This is a genomic window from Nodosilinea sp. LEGE 06152, from assembly GCF_015207525.1.
Classification (GTDB): Bacteria; Cyanobacteriota; Cyanobacteriia; order Phormidesmidales; family Phormidesmidaceae; genus Nodosilinea.
The window spans coordinates 276,341-293,609 of record NZ_JADEWR010000009.1; the positions used below are offsets into that span (position 1 = coordinate 276,341).

The 17,269-nt window shown below is 61.4% G+C and carries 11 protein-coding genes; 6 read left to right on the plus strand and 5 right to left on the minus strand.

What is annotated here, in order from left to right; all coding sequences use genetic code 11:
• The first annotated feature begins 330 nt into the window (after positions 1–330).
• On the plus strand, positions 331–2,844 hold the full coding sequence (locus tag IQ265_RS14450; RefSeq protein WP_194054772.1) for a cyclic nucleotide-binding domain-containing protein: 2,514 nt from the start codon (positions 331–333) through the stop codon (positions 2,842–2,844).
• A 239-nt stretch (positions 2,845–3,083) separates the two neighbouring features.
• Complete coding sequence (locus IQ265_RS14455; RefSeq protein ID WP_194054774.1) at positions 3,084–3,944, plus strand: hypothetical protein; 861 nt, start codon at positions 3,084–3,086, stop codon at positions 3,942–3,944.
• A 251-nt stretch (positions 3,945–4,195) separates the two neighbouring features.
• Here the strand turns inward: IQ265_RS14455 and IQ265_RS14460 are convergent, their stop codons facing one another.
• Positions 4,196–5,734, minus strand: a complete 1,539-nt coding sequence (locus IQ265_RS14460) for a methyl-accepting chemotaxis protein (protein WP_194054775.1) — start codon at positions 5,732–5,734, stop codon at positions 4,196–4,198.
• Positions 5,735–5,933: 199 nt separating this feature from the next.
• Here IQ265_RS14460 and IQ265_RS14465 point away from each other — a divergent pair, with 199 nt between their 5' ends.
• Together IQ265_RS14465 and IQ265_RS14470 are read left to right on the plus strand one after the other, a co-directional pair.
• Entirely contained in the window at positions 5,934–8,231 is a 2,298-nt protein-coding gene (locus IQ265_RS14465) for a hypothetical protein (protein WP_194054777.1), read from the plus strand.
• Positions 8,232–8,584: 353 nt separating this feature from the next.
• Positions 8,585–9,655, plus strand: a complete 1,071-nt coding sequence (locus tag IQ265_RS14470) for a thermonuclease family protein (RefSeq protein WP_228037891.1) — start codon at positions 8,585–8,587, stop codon at positions 9,653–9,655.
• A 39-nt stretch (positions 9,656–9,694) separates the two neighbouring features.
• Here IQ265_RS14470 and IQ265_RS14475 read toward each other — a convergent pair whose 3' ends face one another.
• Positions 9,695–11,080: an FAD-dependent oxidoreductase gene (locus tag IQ265_RS14475; protein WP_194054779.1), complete on the minus strand. Its 1,386-nt coding sequence runs from the start codon at positions 11,078–11,080 to the stop codon at positions 9,695–9,697.
• A 266-nt stretch (positions 11,081–11,346) separates the two neighbouring features.
• Between IQ265_RS14475 and IQ265_RS14480 the strand changes: the two genes are divergently transcribed.
• Entirely contained in the window at positions 11,347–13,002 is a 1,656-nt protein-coding gene (locus IQ265_RS14480; protein WP_194054781.1) for a Ppx/GppA phosphatase family protein, read from the plus strand.
• A 206-nt stretch (positions 13,003–13,208) separates the two neighbouring features.
• Here IQ265_RS14480 and IQ265_RS14485 read toward each other — a convergent pair whose 3' ends face one another.
• The 3 genes from IQ265_RS14485 to IQ265_RS14495 all read right to left on the minus strand — a co-directional run bounded on the left by IQ265_RS14485 (position 13,209) and on the right by IQ265_RS14495 (position 14,677).
• Positions 13,209–13,862 (minus strand): DUF948 domain-containing protein, encoded by a 654-nt coding sequence (locus tag IQ265_RS14485; protein ID WP_194054783.1) that lies wholly within the window; start codon positions 13,860–13,862, stop codon positions 13,209–13,211.
• 34 nt (positions 13,863–13,896) lie between these two features.
• Positions 13,897–14,229, minus strand: coding sequence for a YtxH domain-containing protein (locus IQ265_RS14490; RefSeq protein WP_194054785.1), 333 nt, complete (start codon positions 14,227–14,229; stop codon positions 13,897–13,899).
• 94 nt (positions 14,230–14,323) lie between these two features.
• A complete protein-coding gene (locus IQ265_RS14495; RefSeq protein WP_194054787.1) occupies positions 14,324–14,677 on the minus strand; it encodes a hypothetical protein in 354 nt (117 codons plus the stop codon).
• A gap of 195 nt (positions 14,678–14,872) precedes the next feature.
• Between IQ265_RS14495 and IQ265_RS14500 the strand changes: the two genes are divergently transcribed.
• On the plus strand, positions 14,873–17,047 hold the full coding sequence (locus IQ265_RS14500; protein WP_194054788.1) for an S-layer homology domain-containing protein: 2,175 nt from the start codon (positions 14,873–14,875) through the stop codon (positions 17,045–17,047).
• Positions 17,048–17,269: the final 222 nt, after the last annotated feature.

Below are 17,269 nucleotides of genomic sequence, written 5' to 3' on the forward strand. Positions count from 1 at the left end.
TCTCTGCAATTTCGCTGTTGCTGCATGAGTCAGGCTGTAAAGCAAATTCGCTGGACCGTTCGCGATCTGGAGGTGCTACCCCAATACGTCAGCTATTTTGAGGAGCTAGAGCCACGGCGCAAAGCAAAGCGTGCCATCAGATCATGATTTTGGTTGTGATGGATTGATAAACCTAAATTGTTAACCCCAAATTGCCCATTCAAGAATGGGCTCACTTCGCGCGGCTAAAGGCTATTGCCGCCGCAATAATTAAGCTGAGTAATGCCAAAGGCACCCAGAGGTCATTTGCCATCATCATGGGGCTACACCGTGTAGAGCGTGGGGTGAACCATGACTGTATCCGACCGGGTAATCTTTTTGCAGGAGCGCACCCCCCTCAGTTTGTTGCCCGCCACCACTCTGACCCCCCTCGCCCGCCAGCTTAAAACCGTCACCATAGGGGCGGGCGAAACCGTGGTCGAGGCTGGGCAAGAGCCCCAGGGTCTCTACATTGTATGGCAGGGCAGGCTCGAAACCGTGGCCGAGCTGGGCGGGCTGAGCTTTTTACCCGGCGCGGTGCTGAATTTGGAGGCGCTGCTGCTGGATCAGCCCGTCGAGCAAACCATTCGCACCATCACCGACAGCACCCTCTGGTTTGTCGATCGCGCCCAGTTTCAAGCCCTCGTCGAGCAGTACCCCGGCATTCTGCAAACCTTTACCCGACAGCTGGTGGATGCGGTCAAGCGGCTGTCGTTTCAGTTTGACCGCGAGCAGGAGCGCCAGGGGATTTTGCGCCCCTACCTGGTAGCCAAGGCCAAACGGGGGGTGATTGGGAGAAGTCGGTACGGCGATCGCCTGCGGACCGAAATTCGCGGGGCCGCTAGCCATCGCCGCTCGGTGCTGATCTTTGGCGAGCCGGGGCTAGAGAAAGACAACCTCGCCGCCCTGATCCACTTTGGCTCGACCCAGCGGCGGCTGCCGATCATCAAAGTAGACTGCGGCCAGCTGCAAGCTAGCGGAGCCGACCTGTTTGGGCGAGCCGGAGGGCGGCTGGGCCTGCTGAATGCGCTGGGCCAGGGCACCCTGGTGCTCAACAACCCCAACGAGCTCGATGCCGACCTGGTCGAACCCGTGGCCCAGCTGCTCAAAACCGGACAGTACCGCCCCGCAGGCCGCAACGGCGATGCCCCGCTGGTAACCGCTGAAGCCCGAATCATTTTGCTCTCCGAGCAGGGTCTCCCCGTCCTCGGCGGTGCGGTGGCCGAAACCATCAAGGTGCCACCCCTGCGAGTGCGCAAGGCCGATATCGAAGACTGGGTCAACTACTACCTGTCGTTGATCTGCCGCCGCCGGGGCACCGGGCGCATTACCGTTACCCCCGAAGCCATTCGTCGCCTGCAGTCCTACGACTTCCCCAACAACCTGCGCGAGCTAGAGAACCTGGTAGAGCGGGCGGCGGCCCAGCTCTCGGGCGGCGGGCTAATCACTGAGGAAATCATCTGGCCCGCCCAGAGCAAAAAGAAACAGCTGCGGCTAAATTTGCTCAACCGCTACCCCGACCTGCGGCGGTTTCTCCGTAGCCCCTGGTGGCCCGATCGCATCAACTACGGCCTTACCCTGGGGCTGTTCGCGGTGGTGATCGCTGTGCTCTGGTTTGGCCCCCAGCAGCGCCATGAGAATGTGGCCCTGACGGTGTTTTGGGCCTGGTGGTGGCCCCTGGTGCTGCTGAGCTTTCCCTTTGTGGGGCGGCTGTGGTGCGCGGTGTGCCCGTTTATGATCTACGGCGAAGTCACCCAGTGGATCTCTGAAAAACTGTTTCCCGGTCGGCTCAAACGCTGGCCCCGGCAGGCGGCGGAGCGCTGGGGAGCCTGGTTTCTGTTTGCCCTGTTTGCCCTGATTCTAATTTGGGAGGAGGTGTGGCACCTAGAAGACACCGCCTACCTCTCCGCCTGCCTGCTGCTGCTGATCACCGCCGGGGCCATGATCTTCTCGGCCCTGTTTGAGCGCCGCTTTTGGTGCCGCTACCTCTGCCCCATCGGCGGCATGAACGGCCTATTCGCCAAGCTCTCCATGACCGAGCTGCGGGCACAGCAGGGCACCTGCTCGGCGGAGTGCACTACCTACCAGTGCTACAAGGGCGGCCCCGCCAAGGGGGAAGGGCAAGAGACCAACGGCTGTCCTCTGTACTCGCACCCGGCTCAGCTAGTCGACAACCGCGACTGCGTGCTGTGCATGACCTGCCTCAAGGCCTGCCCCCACCGCTCGGTAGAGCTAAACCTGCGCCCTCCCGGCATCGAGCTGTGGACAACGCACCGGCCCCGCGCCGCCGAGGTGGCGCTGATGTTCTTGCTGCTAGGGGCTGTGTATCTGCACCGCCTGCCCGAGCTAGAGGCGCGCCTGGGAATTCAGCTGCCCACAGGTACGGTGGTGGGCCACAGCCTGGTGGCGCTGGGGCTGTTGGCCCTGCCCGCCCTGCTTCCCCTCACAGTCGAAGGTATCCAGTGGCTCTGGCGCAGGTCCCAGAATTTAACCCCGCGCCCAGTGGTGCGGCTGGCCTATGGCTACCTACCCCTGGTGTGGGCCGCCAACCTGGCCCACTATCTGCGGCTAGGTCTGGGGGAGGGAGGGCGCATTTTGCCCGTGTCTTTAGCCACCCTTGGAGCCTCAGGGGCAAATCTGCCGGTTTGGGTTGCCCACCCTGCAGTGGTAGCCTTTCTCCAGGGTGTGACGCTGCTGTTGGGTATGGGGCTATCAGTGTGGCTAACGGCCAAAATTTGTCGCCAGTCTGGCCCTCAGCGCTGGATTCAGCACGCCTGCACAGGACTGCTGGGTTTGAGCCTGTGGTGGCTGATTCCAGGGTTCTAAGAGGCTCAAATCAGGGTTACGGCCCCTATCGATTTAATCCTAGTGGCGATGTAAAGTTTCAGTATGGGCTTGGTCCTAAGTAGTGTCCCTCACAGTCGACCCCACCGCGAGCCTGGTAGGGTACTGCTTAATTGAGCATGCGTACCAAGTCTCAGCCGAGTCGCTAGTTGTTTACCCCTCCAGGTTGGTCACGTTAGTTTCGTCACTTTGCTCCGAGTTCCTCTTCATCGGTTCCGCCCATGTTCCAGGAAAGCTCGCTGGACTTCAAGCTGGTTCAACGCGTTTGTTTGCTGCAGCAGGCCCTCGATCAGGCCAAAGAATCTCTAGAAGATATGCAGGAGCAGGTGGCCAACCACCAGATGCTCCAGGCCCACCTCGCCCAGACCGAAGAATATTCCAACGTTCAGCAGAAAATTATTGTCAACCTCAAGCAGCAGCTAGAGGCCAAAGACCAGTGGCAATCGCAGGTGCTCGAACAGCTGGTGGCGGGCGTTAAGGATCTGATAATTGACCAGCAGCTTGAGCTAGAGCGGCTGCGGGTACGCGTTCACCAGGGCCAGGCCGAGGTACAAGACTATCTGGTGAGGCTCAAGAACCACTACCAGGGTTTGGCGGTAGGCCGATCGCCCATCCATGACCTAGATTTAAACTCTGAGGTAATGATTGCGCGATCGCTCACGGTTAGCCTCAGCAGCAAGCTGCAGGCGGCGCAGCAGCACATTCAGCACCTCGACAATACTCTCACCCGCCACCAGGTCACTCTGGCCCGCATGCAGGCCTCCGTCAACGGCGCGAGTCAGGGAATTGGTGGGGCGATCGAATCAGATGCGCCTCTCGCCCTGCCTCCGGCGACCCAACCCCAGCCCGACAGGGAGGATCCAATTGCGCTCAGGGCTATTATTGACGCCCAGCAGCAAAAAATTGCCGAACTCAGCGCCGAACTGGGGCAGCAGTTCCACCAGCAAACCAGCCTCAAGTACCGCTGCCAGGAAATCGCCGCCGAACGCGACGGCCTCAAGCAGCGGGCCGTGGCCCTCAGCCTGGAGAATGAAGCCCTACAAGAGCAGATCTGGCATCAGGACCTCGACAGCGTGGGGTGAAGGGGTGCAGGGTTTAAGGAGTCTCGCCCAGCTTGAACCTGCCCCTGCCAGACCGAGAGCTTGTCCTGGTTGGGGAGCAACTATGGCCGCCTTCGCTTTGGGATGGCAAGATCTCTAGCAGGTCGCCCTACCTTCGGCCTGAGCAACGCCCTACGTGAGCTATCTACTGAGGTCAATTCATTGCCATAGTTGACTTGAAGCGTCAGGAAACCAATAGCGGTGGCTGAACTTGGCCTAGGTCGCTTAGGGGTCTACCTGGTGCTATGGGGAGCGGCGGCCTCAAGCTTGAAGTAGGCCATGGCCTGCTGCAGTTGCTCTGCCTGAGCGGCAATGTCATGGCTGGAGGCGGCCACCTGGGCGGCCGCCGTGGCGTTGTGCTGGGTCACCTCGTCGAGCTGCACCATGGCGCTGTTGATTTGGGCGATGCCGTTGTTTTGCTCAAGGCTCGAACGGGTAATTTCTGCGATTAGCTCTGAGGTTTGCTGAATGCTGGGCACGATCTGCTGAAAGAGGTCGCCGGTGCGTTTGCTGACTACCATGCTGCGATCGGCCAGAGCGGTAATTTCCTCGGCGGCCAGGCGGCTGTGCTCGGCCAGTTTGCGCACTTCCTTGGCGACAACGGCAAACCCTTTGCCCGCTTCTCCGGCCCGGGCGGCCTCCATGGTGGCGTTGAGGGCCAGCATGTTGGTCTGCTCAGCAATATCCTCGATGACGTTGATTTTGGCGATGATGTCTTGAATGACTTGCACCGTTTCGGCGACGGCCCTCTCGCCCTCATCGACCCTGGTTACCGACTGAATAGCTGATTGATAGGTGTATTCGGCCTGCTGAGCGTTGTGATTGATGATGGCGTTCAATTCCTGAATGGCGGCCGTAGTTTGGACTACGCTGGCCGCCTGTTTTGAATTTCCTAGCGAAAGCCCTTGTGCGGCCCCGCTGAGGCAGTCAGACATTTCTAGCATTCGTTTGGCGGACTGCTGCTCGTCCTGAATGATGGTAGACAGGCGCGTTGTCATCACCTGTAGCGCGTTCAGCATTTGGCCAATTTCATCCTCTCTGCCCACCGGAATTTTGGCGTACAGGTTGCCAGCCGCCACCTTTTGGGCGATCGCCGCCGTGGCCACAATCGGCTGCGTGATGCGGCCCGCCAGGTAGTAAGCCAGGCTAACCACTCCCAGGCCAATCAAGACACTGCCTCCAAAAATGTAAAGCGCCAGCCGGGTAGCAAAATCTAGGGTATTACCCAACTCATTTTCGAGGGCGGCCAGCCCGTTTTGAGAATCGTTGAGAAAACTCTCAAGGGTGCCAGTGTAGGCCGCTTTGGTGCTCTGGTACTCGGGTCCATCTAGCAGGGCAAGGGCCTGTTCGGGCTGCCCCGACTGCAGCAGGTTCACAACGTCTGTTTCAATCTCAGCCAATTTGTCGTTAAGCCCTTTTTGCTCGTCAAAAAGGGCCTGTATTTTAGGATCGGCAGCGTTGGCTTGGGCCGCTATGATCAGGTTTTCCAGGGGGGCAAAGTTAGTGTCGTAGCGGTCTTGCCACTGGCTGTCCTGGGTCAATACGTAGTTGCGCATCGACTGAGTCAGCACTTCGTCTAACCACATGATTTGCTGGGCGCGGGACAGCTGCTGCTGCGACGCGCTGACCGAAATTAGCCTGGTGCGTATTTGCCCGACGGCGAAGTACATCATTGTCCCGACGCCAATCAGGGCGATCGCCCCGCAGAGATACCCGCCAAAAATTCGCGTGCGAATTTTGCTAGAAGCTAAGCGCTTGAGTAGGAATATCATGGCTAAGGGGGCTAGGGGGGTGAGGTGCGCACAGACGGCTACGTCCAGCTTTCCCGCACTGGTCGGCAACTCAACTTTTTCGGAGAAATGCAGACCAGGGATGTCGGTTGAAATGTGACGAGTTAGCCTCAGGCGCGATTAGAAACCCTCGATTGCCCTATCCTGCGATAAAGTTGCAGGTGAAATTGGCACCGCAACTATGCCCCTTAGCTCTCCGTTTCGCCCTAAACATTTTGGCCCCAGTGCGCCTGGCTCAGTGCAAATTTGGGTTGGGGCCCGTCCCCGACGGCTGAGGGGCTGGTTGGGAGTGCTGCTGGCCTTAATCAGCTTTGGTGGGGGGCTGGCGCTGGTGGGGTTGAGCTTTCGGCTGGGGCTGCGGCTCATGCTCAATCCAGAGGCGTTGCCTCAGGTTTTGGCGCAGTTTCAGCGATCGCAGCAGATGGCATTGCCCCCGGCTACTAGCCTGGAGGATCTGCGACGGCAGGCAGAGGCAGACCAGCAGCGGTTGGGCGAGCCGCTGCGGCTGGGCGAACCCGACCCTGATGGCAGGGGCATGCTGCTCGTGCCGCTGCAATCGTCTGCATCGGGGGCGATTGTGTCCCTCGCGCTGCTGCAGGGCAAGGACAGCGAAGGCGAGCTGAGGGCGATCGCAACCCTCCCCATTCCCCCCCTCTCAAAAGACCTGGTGCTGGCCCCCTGGCTGAACAATTCCCAGGCCCCCACTGCGGCTCCGTCTACGTTTGCTTTTAGCCGGGTAGTGCCCCTGCCCGCCCCGCCAGTGGCGACTGACGGCATTTGGCTCACCCTGGAGGGCAGCTGGCCGCAGCAGGGTTTGACCCTACGCTATGGCCACCTGGTGCACTACGACCCTCAGCATCAGCGGCTAGAGCTGCTCAAACCCTGGAGCAGCCCCGCCAACCGCCCCCCTCAGTGGGCCGACCTGGATGGCGATGGCCCCAGCGATTTGATCATTGACGAAACCGTAGGACTGGAGCCAGCGCTCCAGGGATGGCAAGTGATAGCTGGGGCAACACCGCGCCTGCAGTCGGTGTCGTGGGTGCGAGTGCCTGGGGATGCTGGGGCTCGGGCGGGGGCCTACCAGCAGGCGCTGCGTCTGGCCCGCAGTGGTCTCTGGAGTCTGGCCGCAACCTCTCTGAGCGATCTCAAAGCCGCTCTGGCCGAGGGCTGGACTCCTGTCGCCGAGGCTCAGCTCAGACTGGCTGAGCGCCACGCCGCCATCACCCGACAGCAGGCCGACCAAGACTGGTCAACGCCGACCCAGCAAGTGCTGGCCCTGCTGATCGACGGCCGGTGGGAGGCCGCCCTGACCCAACTGGAGGCCAACACCGACCTGCTGCCGACTCTAATTAGCCGATTGGCCACCGATCGCGGTCGCATGTGGAGCCGAATTAGCGCCGCAGCGGCGCAGCCCAACCCCGAGCCAGCGGTCTATGTGTGGGGTGGTTTAGCCCTCAAAGCTCAGCAAAACCAGCCCACCAGCCTGGATGGAGCAACCCAGGACTGGCTGACTCGCCAGCCGGTGCCCGCTGCGAGTCGCCAGCGGCTCAATCGAATGCTCACCGCCCTGTCTAGCGCTCAGGCCCAGACCGTAGCCAACAAGAGCGATGGGGCGACCCGTCAGGACTTGGGCCAAGGGGCGATCGCGCCGGCTCAAACGGTGGCCGATGGGGCGATCGCGATCGCTCCGCTGGAGGCCATCATTGGTCAGGCCAGACCCATTTCTGCTCCCCAAACCGGGTACGCTGCACCGGGCCAGACCCTCGATTCTGCGTTGGGTCAGTGGTATGCCGTAGAGCTGCGAACCGTCCGCCAAAATCAAACCTGGCGGCAGGGTTTTGCTACGCCCGCCACGGCTGACCCCGCCGTGGTTTGGCCAGCGGTGCGCACCGCCGCCCAGGCCTCGCCGCAGGTACTGCGCTGGGTTACCCCTACCACCGGGGTGCCCAGCCTCCTCACCGTGCGGGGGCTGACTTTGGCCAATGGCACTACCACCCTGCTGGCCACTGGCCCAGCGGTCGATGCCTCGGTGCTGCCGCCGCTGGTGTTTTCCCAGGGGGCGCTCACCTGGCTCGATGCCAGTCAGCGCCAAAGACCCGATGCTGAGGCGATCGCAACGCCCGTCGGCGCTGTCCTCTTTGGCCGTCAGCCGCTGCCGGCGGAGTTTGCCAGGGCGCTCACCAATCTGGCTCAGCACAGTCTTGACCTGACCGGCGACGGCCAGACCGAGCGAGTGCTGACCTGGGATGACGCCGCACTGGCTCAGCTGACCCAGTGGCAGCTACCGGTGGACAGGTCGGCTCCCAAAACAGTGATTCTGAACTCAGATAATCAGGTGCTTTACAGCGATCTGTTCGCACCCCAGTCGCTGGTAGCGCTGACCAATCCAACCCTTGGGGGCTCGATTGCTCTACTGGTGCACCGATCGGGGAGTTACGACTTGCTGACCTGGAACGCCGCGACAAAGCAGTTTGAGTAAAGCAGCCCAAGCCGGGGTGAGGTCGTTGAAATAACGCGAAGAATCACAGGTTCAAAAAATGCCTGTTCTGAAGCCGCTGAGCCAGGGGTGGGCGATCGCGTGATCCACGGCCACCTCGATTTCGGAAGACACAACAAATTCACGGCCTGCCGGGCGATCGCATACGTTGTAAAGAATATTGTCGCCGTCCTGATTGAGGGGCTGGGCGGTAGAAACAGATTTCTGTGCCCTGATGCAGGCTGCTGCGCGATCGCTCTGTACTCGACAGTGCTGAGCTACCGAGCACTGGAGATCGGCATGCTTGGTATACAGGGCAACATTTTTTGTGACACTAGCGCTAGACTGGCCTGACTATGCCCCAACCCCGCAAACATCAACTAGCGCCTCTTGCCCAGGGCATTAAAGCCCTCGGGCTACTGATTTTGGCGTCGGGATGCTCCGCACGGCCTGAGCTGGGGGCAATCGATATGCAGTCTGGAGGAGCCGAAGCCGATCGGCAACGCCCTTTACCGACCGAGGTTTCTGACCAGGCAGAGGCTAGCGAAGCGCAGTGGCAGCAGCGCTACAATCAGGCGCTAGAGCAGGGAATGGCGGCGGCGGTAGCGACCCAAACAGCGCAGTCGGCCAGCGATTGGCGACAGGTGGAGGGGCAGTGGCAGCAGGCGATCGCCCACCTGAGCGCCATTCCCAGCGGCAGCGATCGCTTTGTTGCCGCCCAGCAAAAGCGCCAGGAATACGAAGCCAATCTGGCCTACGCCGCCCAGGCCGCCGCCGCCAAAACCCTACCCACCGCCACTGTGGTTTCTGTCGGCGATGGCGATACCCTGCGGGTGCAGGGGCAGAGCGGCCCGCTCACCATTCGCTTGGCCTGTGTGGATGCACCCGAAAGCAACCAGGCCTTTGGCCCCGAGGCCTCGCTGCGGCTGCGGCAGCTGCTCTCAACCGGTCAGCCGGTGACGGTGCGGGCCATCGAGCGCGATCGCTACGATCGCACCGTGGCCGAAATCTACAGCGGCGACCAGTCGGTGGGCCTGCAGCTAGTGCGCGAGGGCTACGCCGTGGTCTACGAGCAGTACATTGCGGGCTGCGCCGCCACTGCCGACGACTACCGCCAGGCCGAAGCCGCCGCCCGCAACGCCCGCCGCAACTTTTGGAGCCAGCCCAACCCCACCATGCCCTGGGATTTTCGTCGGGGTGGCTCATCCTCTGGCGCTGTGGCCCCCGTGCCACCGATCGCGCCCCCAGCGCCAGCGGCGACGGCCCCAGCGGCAGCTCCCAACCTACCGACCTGCGTATCGAGCGACTGCGACTGTGGCGACTTCGCCACCTGGGAACAGGCCCAGGCTGTGCTCAACGCCTCCCCTGGCGACCCCCATCGCTTAGATGGCGACAGCGATGGCGTTGCCTGCGAAAGCCTGCGCTAGCTACCCCGGCAGGGCAAATGGCATTTGCCCCTACTCCATTCACCGCGATCGCCGCCAGTTAAACCAGTTCTCGGCCCAGTCGCGCCGCCAGGTACCGGGGTGCCAACGCTGCTGCTGCCAGGCGCTCACCATTGACGGCAGAATAGCCGCCAGGCTGTGGGGTAGTGTCGGCAGGCGCTCCAGCTGGGGGAGGGCAATGCCCTGCTGCATAGCCAGCGCCAGAGTGTGGATCAGTTCGCTGGCCCCAGGGCCGCAAATTTGAGCGCCAATTAGCTGCCCGTTGCCACGCACCACCCAGCGGCAAAAGCCGGTGATGTCATCGCCGTGATGAGCTTTGAGCAGTTGGCCAAAGGGCACCTGTAGCACCGCAGCCTCGCTGCCGTACCAGCGGTGGGCCTGGGTGGCGGTCAGGCCCAGGCGGGCGTACTCTGGCGTAGTGTGCAGCAGGGCCGGCCGATCGCGAAAGGACAGCTTGCGCCACGGCAGGTAAAGCAGGTTGCGCAAAGCGATCGCAACGTCTTGATGGTCGGTGGTTTCTGCCCAGTAGCCGCCGACCGCCGGACCGCAGGCAAAAACACGGGGGTGGGCAGTCGCGAGGCGATCGTCCACAGGCAGGGCCGTGGTGTTGCCGTGAACGGTGCGGGGGCAAATGCCGATGCTGGCTAAATTGAGGGTTTCTAGCAGCGGATGGGGAGCGGTGGCCAGCACCAGCACCTGGGCAGCGATCGCGCCGCCGTCGCTGAGCAAAAGTTCGACGTCGTCTTTCTGGCGAATAGTCTCGATCTGCGTGCCTAGCCTCAGCGTTACCCCCGCCGCCTCCAGTAGGACACTAACAAAGGCAGACAGGTCTGCATCTTCGGTGGGCAAGAGAACCTCACCCCGGCTGACCAATGTAGTGCGGGTGCCGTGCCGAGCCAGGGCCTGGGCCAGAGCGATCGCCGCCCCACTGCGCCCCAGCACGATCGCGGTTTTTGGCTGCGTCTCCAGCTCCAGCAGGCTATCCAGGGTAAAGTGCGGAGTTTCAGCCAGGCCAGGAATGTCGGGTACGGTGACCTCGGTGCCGGGGGCCAGCAGGTAGCCGCGCGACGTGAGCCGTCGAGCTAGGGTCGTCACCGCCAGCCGGGGTCGAGGGCTAAACTGACCCGGCTCTAGCACCACGTCCACACCGCCAGTAGCCAGGCGATCGAGACTCAGGTGGGGGTAGGCCACGGCTTCTAGCGCCCTAACCTGATGCTGCAAGCGATGCCAATCAGTCCCTGGGGCTGCCGCCATCGCGGTGAGAATGAGCTGACGACGAATGAGCCCATCCACCGACCCCAGCGGCTCTACCAGGGCCACCCGCGCCCCCTCGCGGGCCGCCAACGCCGCCGCCTCGCGCCCCTGCACCGTGCCGCCCAGAATCACTGCATCGTAGTCAACGGCCATGATCTCCCCGTCGTGGTGTTTCCATGAGTTTAGCGGGGAAGGGGTGGGGAGGAAGGTGAGGAGATTGAGGAAGGGGAAGAGTTCAAAATGCAAAATTCAAAATTTTGAACTTTGCATTTTTAATTTTGCATTCACCCACCCATCCACCCGCCTACCCMTCCACCCTCCACCCCTCTACCTCTTAAACTCTGAGTAAAGTTTCTCCACCATCCTGATGGGTTGCAACCAGGCAGGTAAGATCTGAAACGAAGCAGCATGGACGCACTATGACAGGTACTACCTCGATTCGCGAGTCGAGCATAGCAACAGATTTTGCCAACTTTGCCCCGTCAGAAATTACCGGCGATCGCATCCTTGCAGCCATTGATGTGGGCACCAACTCGATTCACATGGTGGTGGTCAAGATTCAGCCTGACCTGCCCGCCTTTACCATTGTCGATCGCGAAAAAGAGACCGTGCGTCTGGGAGACTTTAACGAGGCGACGGGCGGGCTGTCGGAGGCGGCGATGGAGCGGGCGATTAAAGCGCTAAAACGGTGCTGCGCGATCGCCACCAGCCTCAAGGCCGAAGACATTGTCGCCGTTGCCACCAGCGCCGTGCGTGAAGCCAGCAACGGACAGGCGTTTATCGAGCGGGTTTATGACGAAATTGGCCTGGCCATCAACCTGATCTCGGGCACCGAAGAAGCCCGCCGGATCTACCTGGGCGTACTCTCAGGCGTGGAGTTCAACGGCGAGCCCCACGCCATTATCGACATTGGCGGCGGCTCCACCGAGCTGATCTTGGGCACGGGCGAACCCCATCGCTTTCTCAGCAGCACAAAGGTGGGCGCGGTGCGGCTGACCGCTCAGTTTGTTTCCACCGACCCGATTTCAGAGCCAGAATTTAGCACCCTGCGGGCCTACGTGCGGGGCATGATCGAACCCAATACCACCGGGCTTAAGTCTCACCTTCAGCCCGAGGAACCGATTCAGCTGATGGGGACATCGGGCACAATTGAGTGCCTAGCGGCTCTGGTAGCTAGCGATCGCCTGGGTCTGGTGCCCGACCCCCTCAACGGTTTTCAGATGACCTACGAGGAAGTTTCGCGGCTGGTCGAGACCCTGCGCCAGGCCACCTACGCCGAGCGGCTGGAGATGCCGGAAATGTCGGCGCGGCGGGCCGAGATCATCGTGGCGGGGGCGGTGATTTTGCAGGAGGCGATGGGGTTGCTAAACGCCGATCGCATCACCATTTGCGAGCGCGCCCTGCGGGAGGGGGTAGTGGTCGACTGGATGCTCACCCACGGTCTGATCGAAGACCGCATGCAGTTTCAAAAGTCGGTGCGGCAGCGCAACATTCTCAAAACCGCCAAAAAATACAAGGTGCACCTCGATCGCTCTGGGCGGGTGGCCCAGTTTGCTATGGATTTGTTTGAGCAGACCCGAGGCAGTCTGCACACCTGGGGCAACATGGAAAAGGAGGTGCTCTGGGCAGCTGCTATCCTGCACAACTGCGGCCACTTTGTCAGTCACTCATCGCACCACAAACATTCCTACTACCTGATTCGCAATGGCGAACTGCTAGGCTACACCGAAACCGAGCTAGAAGTGATTGCCAACATCGCCCGCTACCACCGCAAGAGCACCCCAAAGAAAAAACACGACAACTACCGCAGCCTGCCCACCCGTTACCACCGCCAAATGGTCACCCACCTCAGCGCTTTGCTGCGGCTGGCGGTGGCCCTCGATCGCCGGGGGATTGGTGCCGTTGAGAGCATTGCCTGCGATTTTGATACCGATACCAACGTGCTCAAGATGGACATCATCCCCGCCCACGCCAACGATGACTGTGCCTCAGAAATGTGGAACCTGAACTACAAAAAAGACTACTTTGAGCAAGTCTTTGAGGTGAAGCTAGCGGCCCGACTGATTGCCTGCTAGTGTTGTTTGCAGCCTGATAATGCTGCTGGAGTTGGACAGATCAGTTTTGGCGTTCTAGGCTAGGGCATGTCGTCAATTCTGGCTAAACCCTTCTCCTACTAGCGTTGCCGTACCCTACCGACCAAACAGGCTAGAGACTGCAATTCTGGAATTTTCAAGCATTCAGCAGCTAATTGACGACAGCCCCTAGATTCATACAAATCTCTTTATTCCTGCTTAAAACCGGCTATTGGGTGGGGATCTTCTGGCGCTCGCTCCAGGGTATCAGCGTTATCTAAGGGCAACTCACCGTCTGATGGGGAAATGGTGTCGAAGGCTGACCTAGGGCGGCGATCGCTTTCCTGGTGCTCAGGTGGTGTTTGCAGGCGCGGCTTCTCAGGCGAAGTTACGTCATTCTCTCCAGGGGCAGCTATTCCGCTAGCCGGCAATTGCTGAGTAGAATGCACTGGAGCTTGACGAATACGCTCTGGTGGTCGCTTTGCGGGTTGATTTTTGTCAGAACCAGCCCACGTTTTCCAGGCGGCTCGGGCTCCGCTCAACAGGCTTCTGGTGCCCGTATTCAGGCGTTTGGCCCCGCTCTGGGCAGTGACAATACTTTGGTTCACCTGCTGCACCACCTGCCCAGCACTCTGCACTCCCTCAGTGACATCGTCGGTCAACTCGGTAATTTCTAACCCGGTGAGGCGAATTGCCTCCAGGGTAGGAGGCAATTCGCGGCTGAGGGTGTCGAACATTTTTTCGGCGCTGCGGGCGGCTCGACCCAGCTCGCGCATAGCGGGAATGGCCACCATCAACACTGCCGTCAAGCTAATGACGACCAGCAAAAACGACAGGGCTAGCCAAAACAGCGGGTCGGCCAAAACAGATGCTCCTACTCCTCCTCCTACTCTTCTCTTACTCCTGCCCAGAGCCATTGGTGGCTATGGGGGTAGCACTCAGCTGCTCGTACTCCTGGCGGCTGGCCTCTTGACCAGCGGCGATCGCCTCGCGCAGCCGGGTCAGGGTATGCTCCCAGTTGACCAGGGCCGTCTCTGAGAGGCGATCGGCCTGCAGGTGCACCGAGGTTGAGAGATCTTCTACCAGCTCAGGCAGGGCATCGGCGGATTTTTTTAAAATGCGACGGGTTTCGCGCCCGGTACGGGGAGCCACCAGCAGACCTGCCACCGCGCCCATGGCGGCCCCTAGCATCAGTCCGCCAATAAACCCTCCAGATTGCTTGTCGCTCATGGTGTTGTTGTCCTGTGGGTAGCCAAACCGTCGCCCCGCCCGTTTCCCAACCGTCGGTAGCTTCACCATTCTACTGGTGAGGGCCGGAGCAATCCTATCGTCTTTTAGGCAGAGACGTTTTAATCTTAGAGCCGGGTCGGCGTCCGCGCGCGCTGAGCCAGCGATTGGCCATAGGCAAAAGGCCCACTATGCCCATCACCTGCTCTAGGCGCTGCAGCTGAAACTGGAGCAGGCCATAGCTCTGCCGCAGGTAGGCCGTCCCCGACTGGCCGCGCAAAATAGCGGGAGGAACCACCGCCGGATTGAGAACATTGTGGGTATTGCGCTCCCAGTTGACCAAAGCATCGGCCACGGCTCCCAAGGTTTTGCTCAGCCGCCACACCCGCCAGGCCACGTAGAAGCAAAACAGCGCAATCACTAGATTTAGGCTAACGGCAACCGCAATCACAATTTTCGCCCTATCCTTTTAACTTGGCTGTACCAAATTCAGCTTAGGATCTAGAGCTTTCCCACCGGCAAAACTCCGCTTCTGAACTTGAATTTGGTTTAGATCATAACGATATTTTGGCATAGCGGTATTTTGGCAGGGCAATATTCGTGAATTCACCGCCGCCATCAGGGCTGTTGTTAGGACGTTTTGCCGTTGGACACCATCGCTAAGACCTTAGATGTAGACCCCACCCGGGGGGTAGACGAACCCTCGGGCCGTCCCCATCTGCCCCACAAAACCCTGACGGTGGCGCTGGGGGCCACCCAGGGCAACACCTTGATCAAGCTGGCCCCCGGCACCTACAGCGCCGCCACGGGGGAACGCTTCCCCATCACCGTGCCCGATGGGGTAATGATCGCCGGGCAGGAGGCCACCCAGGGCCAGGGAATTGTGATTGCTGGGGGTGGCGCGGGGCCGGGGGGCAGCTCAGTAGGGCTGGTGATGCAGGGCCAGAGCCAGCTGCGGGGGGTAACGGTGCAAAACCCGCAGGGCGTCGGTATTTTGATTAACTCTGGCGCGCCTCTGGTGAGAGCCTGCCGCCTCAGTCAGTGTGTGGTGGGGCTACAGGTGGCCAGTACGGCCCGGCCCCTAGTGACTAAAACACGCGTGGAGGACTGCGGCGATCGCGGCCTGAGCTTTACCGACCAGGCTCGTGGCGAAGCGCAAGACTGCACCGTAGAGCGCTGCGGCACCGGCATTTACATCGGGCAAACGGCCGCTCCGCTGATGCGCGGCTGCCAGTGCTCTAGCAACCAAATTGGCGTGCAGATCGCGGGTTCGGCCAGCCCGGTGCTGCGGCAAACTCGCCTGGGGCAAAACCAAACGGGCCTGGTGGTGCAGGACACGGGTCGCCCCGACCTGGGCCAGCCCGACGACCCAGCGGGCAACAGTTTGCGCTACAACCGCCAGGCCGACCTGCGCAACGACACCCGCCAGAGCCTGCTGCTGGTGGGCAACGATGTGGTGCCCCAGGGGCTGGTGGGGGCCGTCACCCTGGGGGCGAGCCAGCAGCCCGACCCCGCTGCGGTACCGCCGCCGCTGCTCAGTCGCCCGGCCTCTGGCGAAGCGCCCGATGCGATCGCTCCAGGGGAAACCCCAGCTCCCCCAATCGCCGTCGCCCCAACGCCACCTCCGGCCCCCGCCACCCCCAGCCGGTTTCGCGATCTGGGGAACCACTGGGCCACCGCCTACATTGAGGCCCTGGCCGATCGCAACCTGGTCAAGGGTTACCCCGACAATACCTACCGCCCTGAAGATCCAATCAACCGGGCTCAGTTTGCCGCTCTGGTTGCCGCTAGCTACAGCCTTGCCCCAGTGCGAGCCTCGGTCACTTTTGTAGATGTGCCCCCCACCCACTGGGCCAGCCGCGCCATCGACCAGGCCCAGCGCCAGGGTTTTCTGGGCGGATTTCCTGACCAGACCTTTCGCCCCGAGCAGGGCATGGTGCGGGTGCAGGCGATGGTGGCGGTGGCCACAGGGCTAAAGCTGCCGCCCGCCCCCGCCAGCGGGCTGGGGGTGTACCGCGATCGCGCCCAAATTCCCAGCTATGCGATCGATGCTCTGGCCAGCGCCACCCAGGCCGGAGTTGTAATCAACCACCCCGACCCAGGGCTGCTGCGGCCCCTAGAGACCATGACCCGCGCCGAGGTGGCGGTGCTAATCTATCAAGGGCTGGTGGCGCAGGAAAAAGCTCCCCGCCTAAATATCGGTGTCACCCCACCCCCTACCACCATGTCTCGAGGCTCATTTCCCGACATTCAAACGCACTGGGCGCTGGACTTCATTCAGGGTCTGCTGAACCTGGGCCTGGTGCAGGGGGATGATGCGGGCCGCTTTAACCCCGCCCAGCCCATGACCCGGGCCCAGTTTGCGGCCCTGGTTAACCGCGCCTTTGCCCCCGCCCCCCGCCGCCCCGCTCAGCTGTTTCGCGATGTGCCCTCGGGCTACTGGGGGGCCAGCGCTATTCAAACTGCCTACCGGGGCGGGTTTCTCTCGGGCTTCCCTGACCAGACCTTTGGGCCAGAAAACCCCCTGCTGCGGGCCCAGGTGTGGGTAGCGCTGATTTCGGGGCTGGCCCTGCTACCCAACCAGCCCGGCAATTTGAGCCTGCTGGGGTACTACCGCGATCGCGACCAAATTCCTGACTACGCGGTGAATGCGATCGCCAAAGCCACCCAGCTCAACCTGGTGGTCAACGTGCCCGACATTGCCCAGCTCCACCCCAACCGAGTGGCCAGCCGCGCCGACGTGTGCGCCGCGGTGTATCAGGCACTGGTGCTGCAGCTGCGGGCAGCGAGGCTTGATAACCCATTTATTGTGAGGCCGTAGGGGAGGGTGGGGGAGTGGGCGGGTAGATGGGTGGGCGGGGGGATGGGTGGATGGGTAGGGGGGGGAGTGAGTTATACCAATCGTCCATGCCGCTAGCGCGGCACCCCCAACGATAAAAACAGCCATAGCCGGTCCCTGAGCGAAGTCGAAGGGATGGCTATTTATAGAGCAAATCCTGCATGAATACCCCAATTTTTGGGGACGCAGCATGCTACGCCCCCC

What these genes read in the sequence shown, in the direction of transcription:
- IQ265_RS14475 (WP_194054779.1), bottom strand. Translation starts at nt 11,080, where the DNA reads ATGGCCGTTGACTACGATGCAGTGATTCTGGGCGGCACGGTGCAGGGG.
- IQ265_RS14490 (WP_194054785.1), bottom strand. Translation starts at nt 14,229, where the DNA reads ATGAGCGACAAGCAATCTGGAGGGTTTATTGGCGGACTGATGCTAGGG.
- IQ265_RS14470 (WP_228037891.1), top strand. Translation starts at nt 8,585, where the DNA reads ATGCCCCAACCCCGCAAACATCAACTAGCGCCTCTTGCCCAGGGCATT.
- IQ265_RS14455 (WP_194054774.1), top strand. Translation starts at nt 3,084, where the DNA reads ATGTTCCAGGAAAGCTCGCTGGACTTCAAGCTGGTTCAACGCGTTTGT.
- IQ265_RS14450 (WP_194054772.1), top strand. Translation starts at nt 331, where the DNA reads ATGACTGTATCCGACCGGGTAATCTTTTTGCAGGAGCGCACCCCCCTC.
- IQ265_RS14460 (WP_194054775.1), bottom strand. Translation starts at nt 5,734, where the DNA reads ATGATATTCCTACTCAAGCGCTTAGCTTCTAGCAAAATTCGCACGCGA.
- IQ265_RS14480 (WP_194054781.1), top strand. Translation starts at nt 11,347, where the DNA reads ATGACAGGTACTACCTCGATTCGCGAGTCGAGCATAGCAACAGATTTT.
- IQ265_RS14465 (WP_194054777.1), top strand. Translation starts at nt 5,934, where the DNA reads ATGCCCCTTAGCTCTCCGTTTCGCCCTAAACATTTTGGCCCCAGTGCG.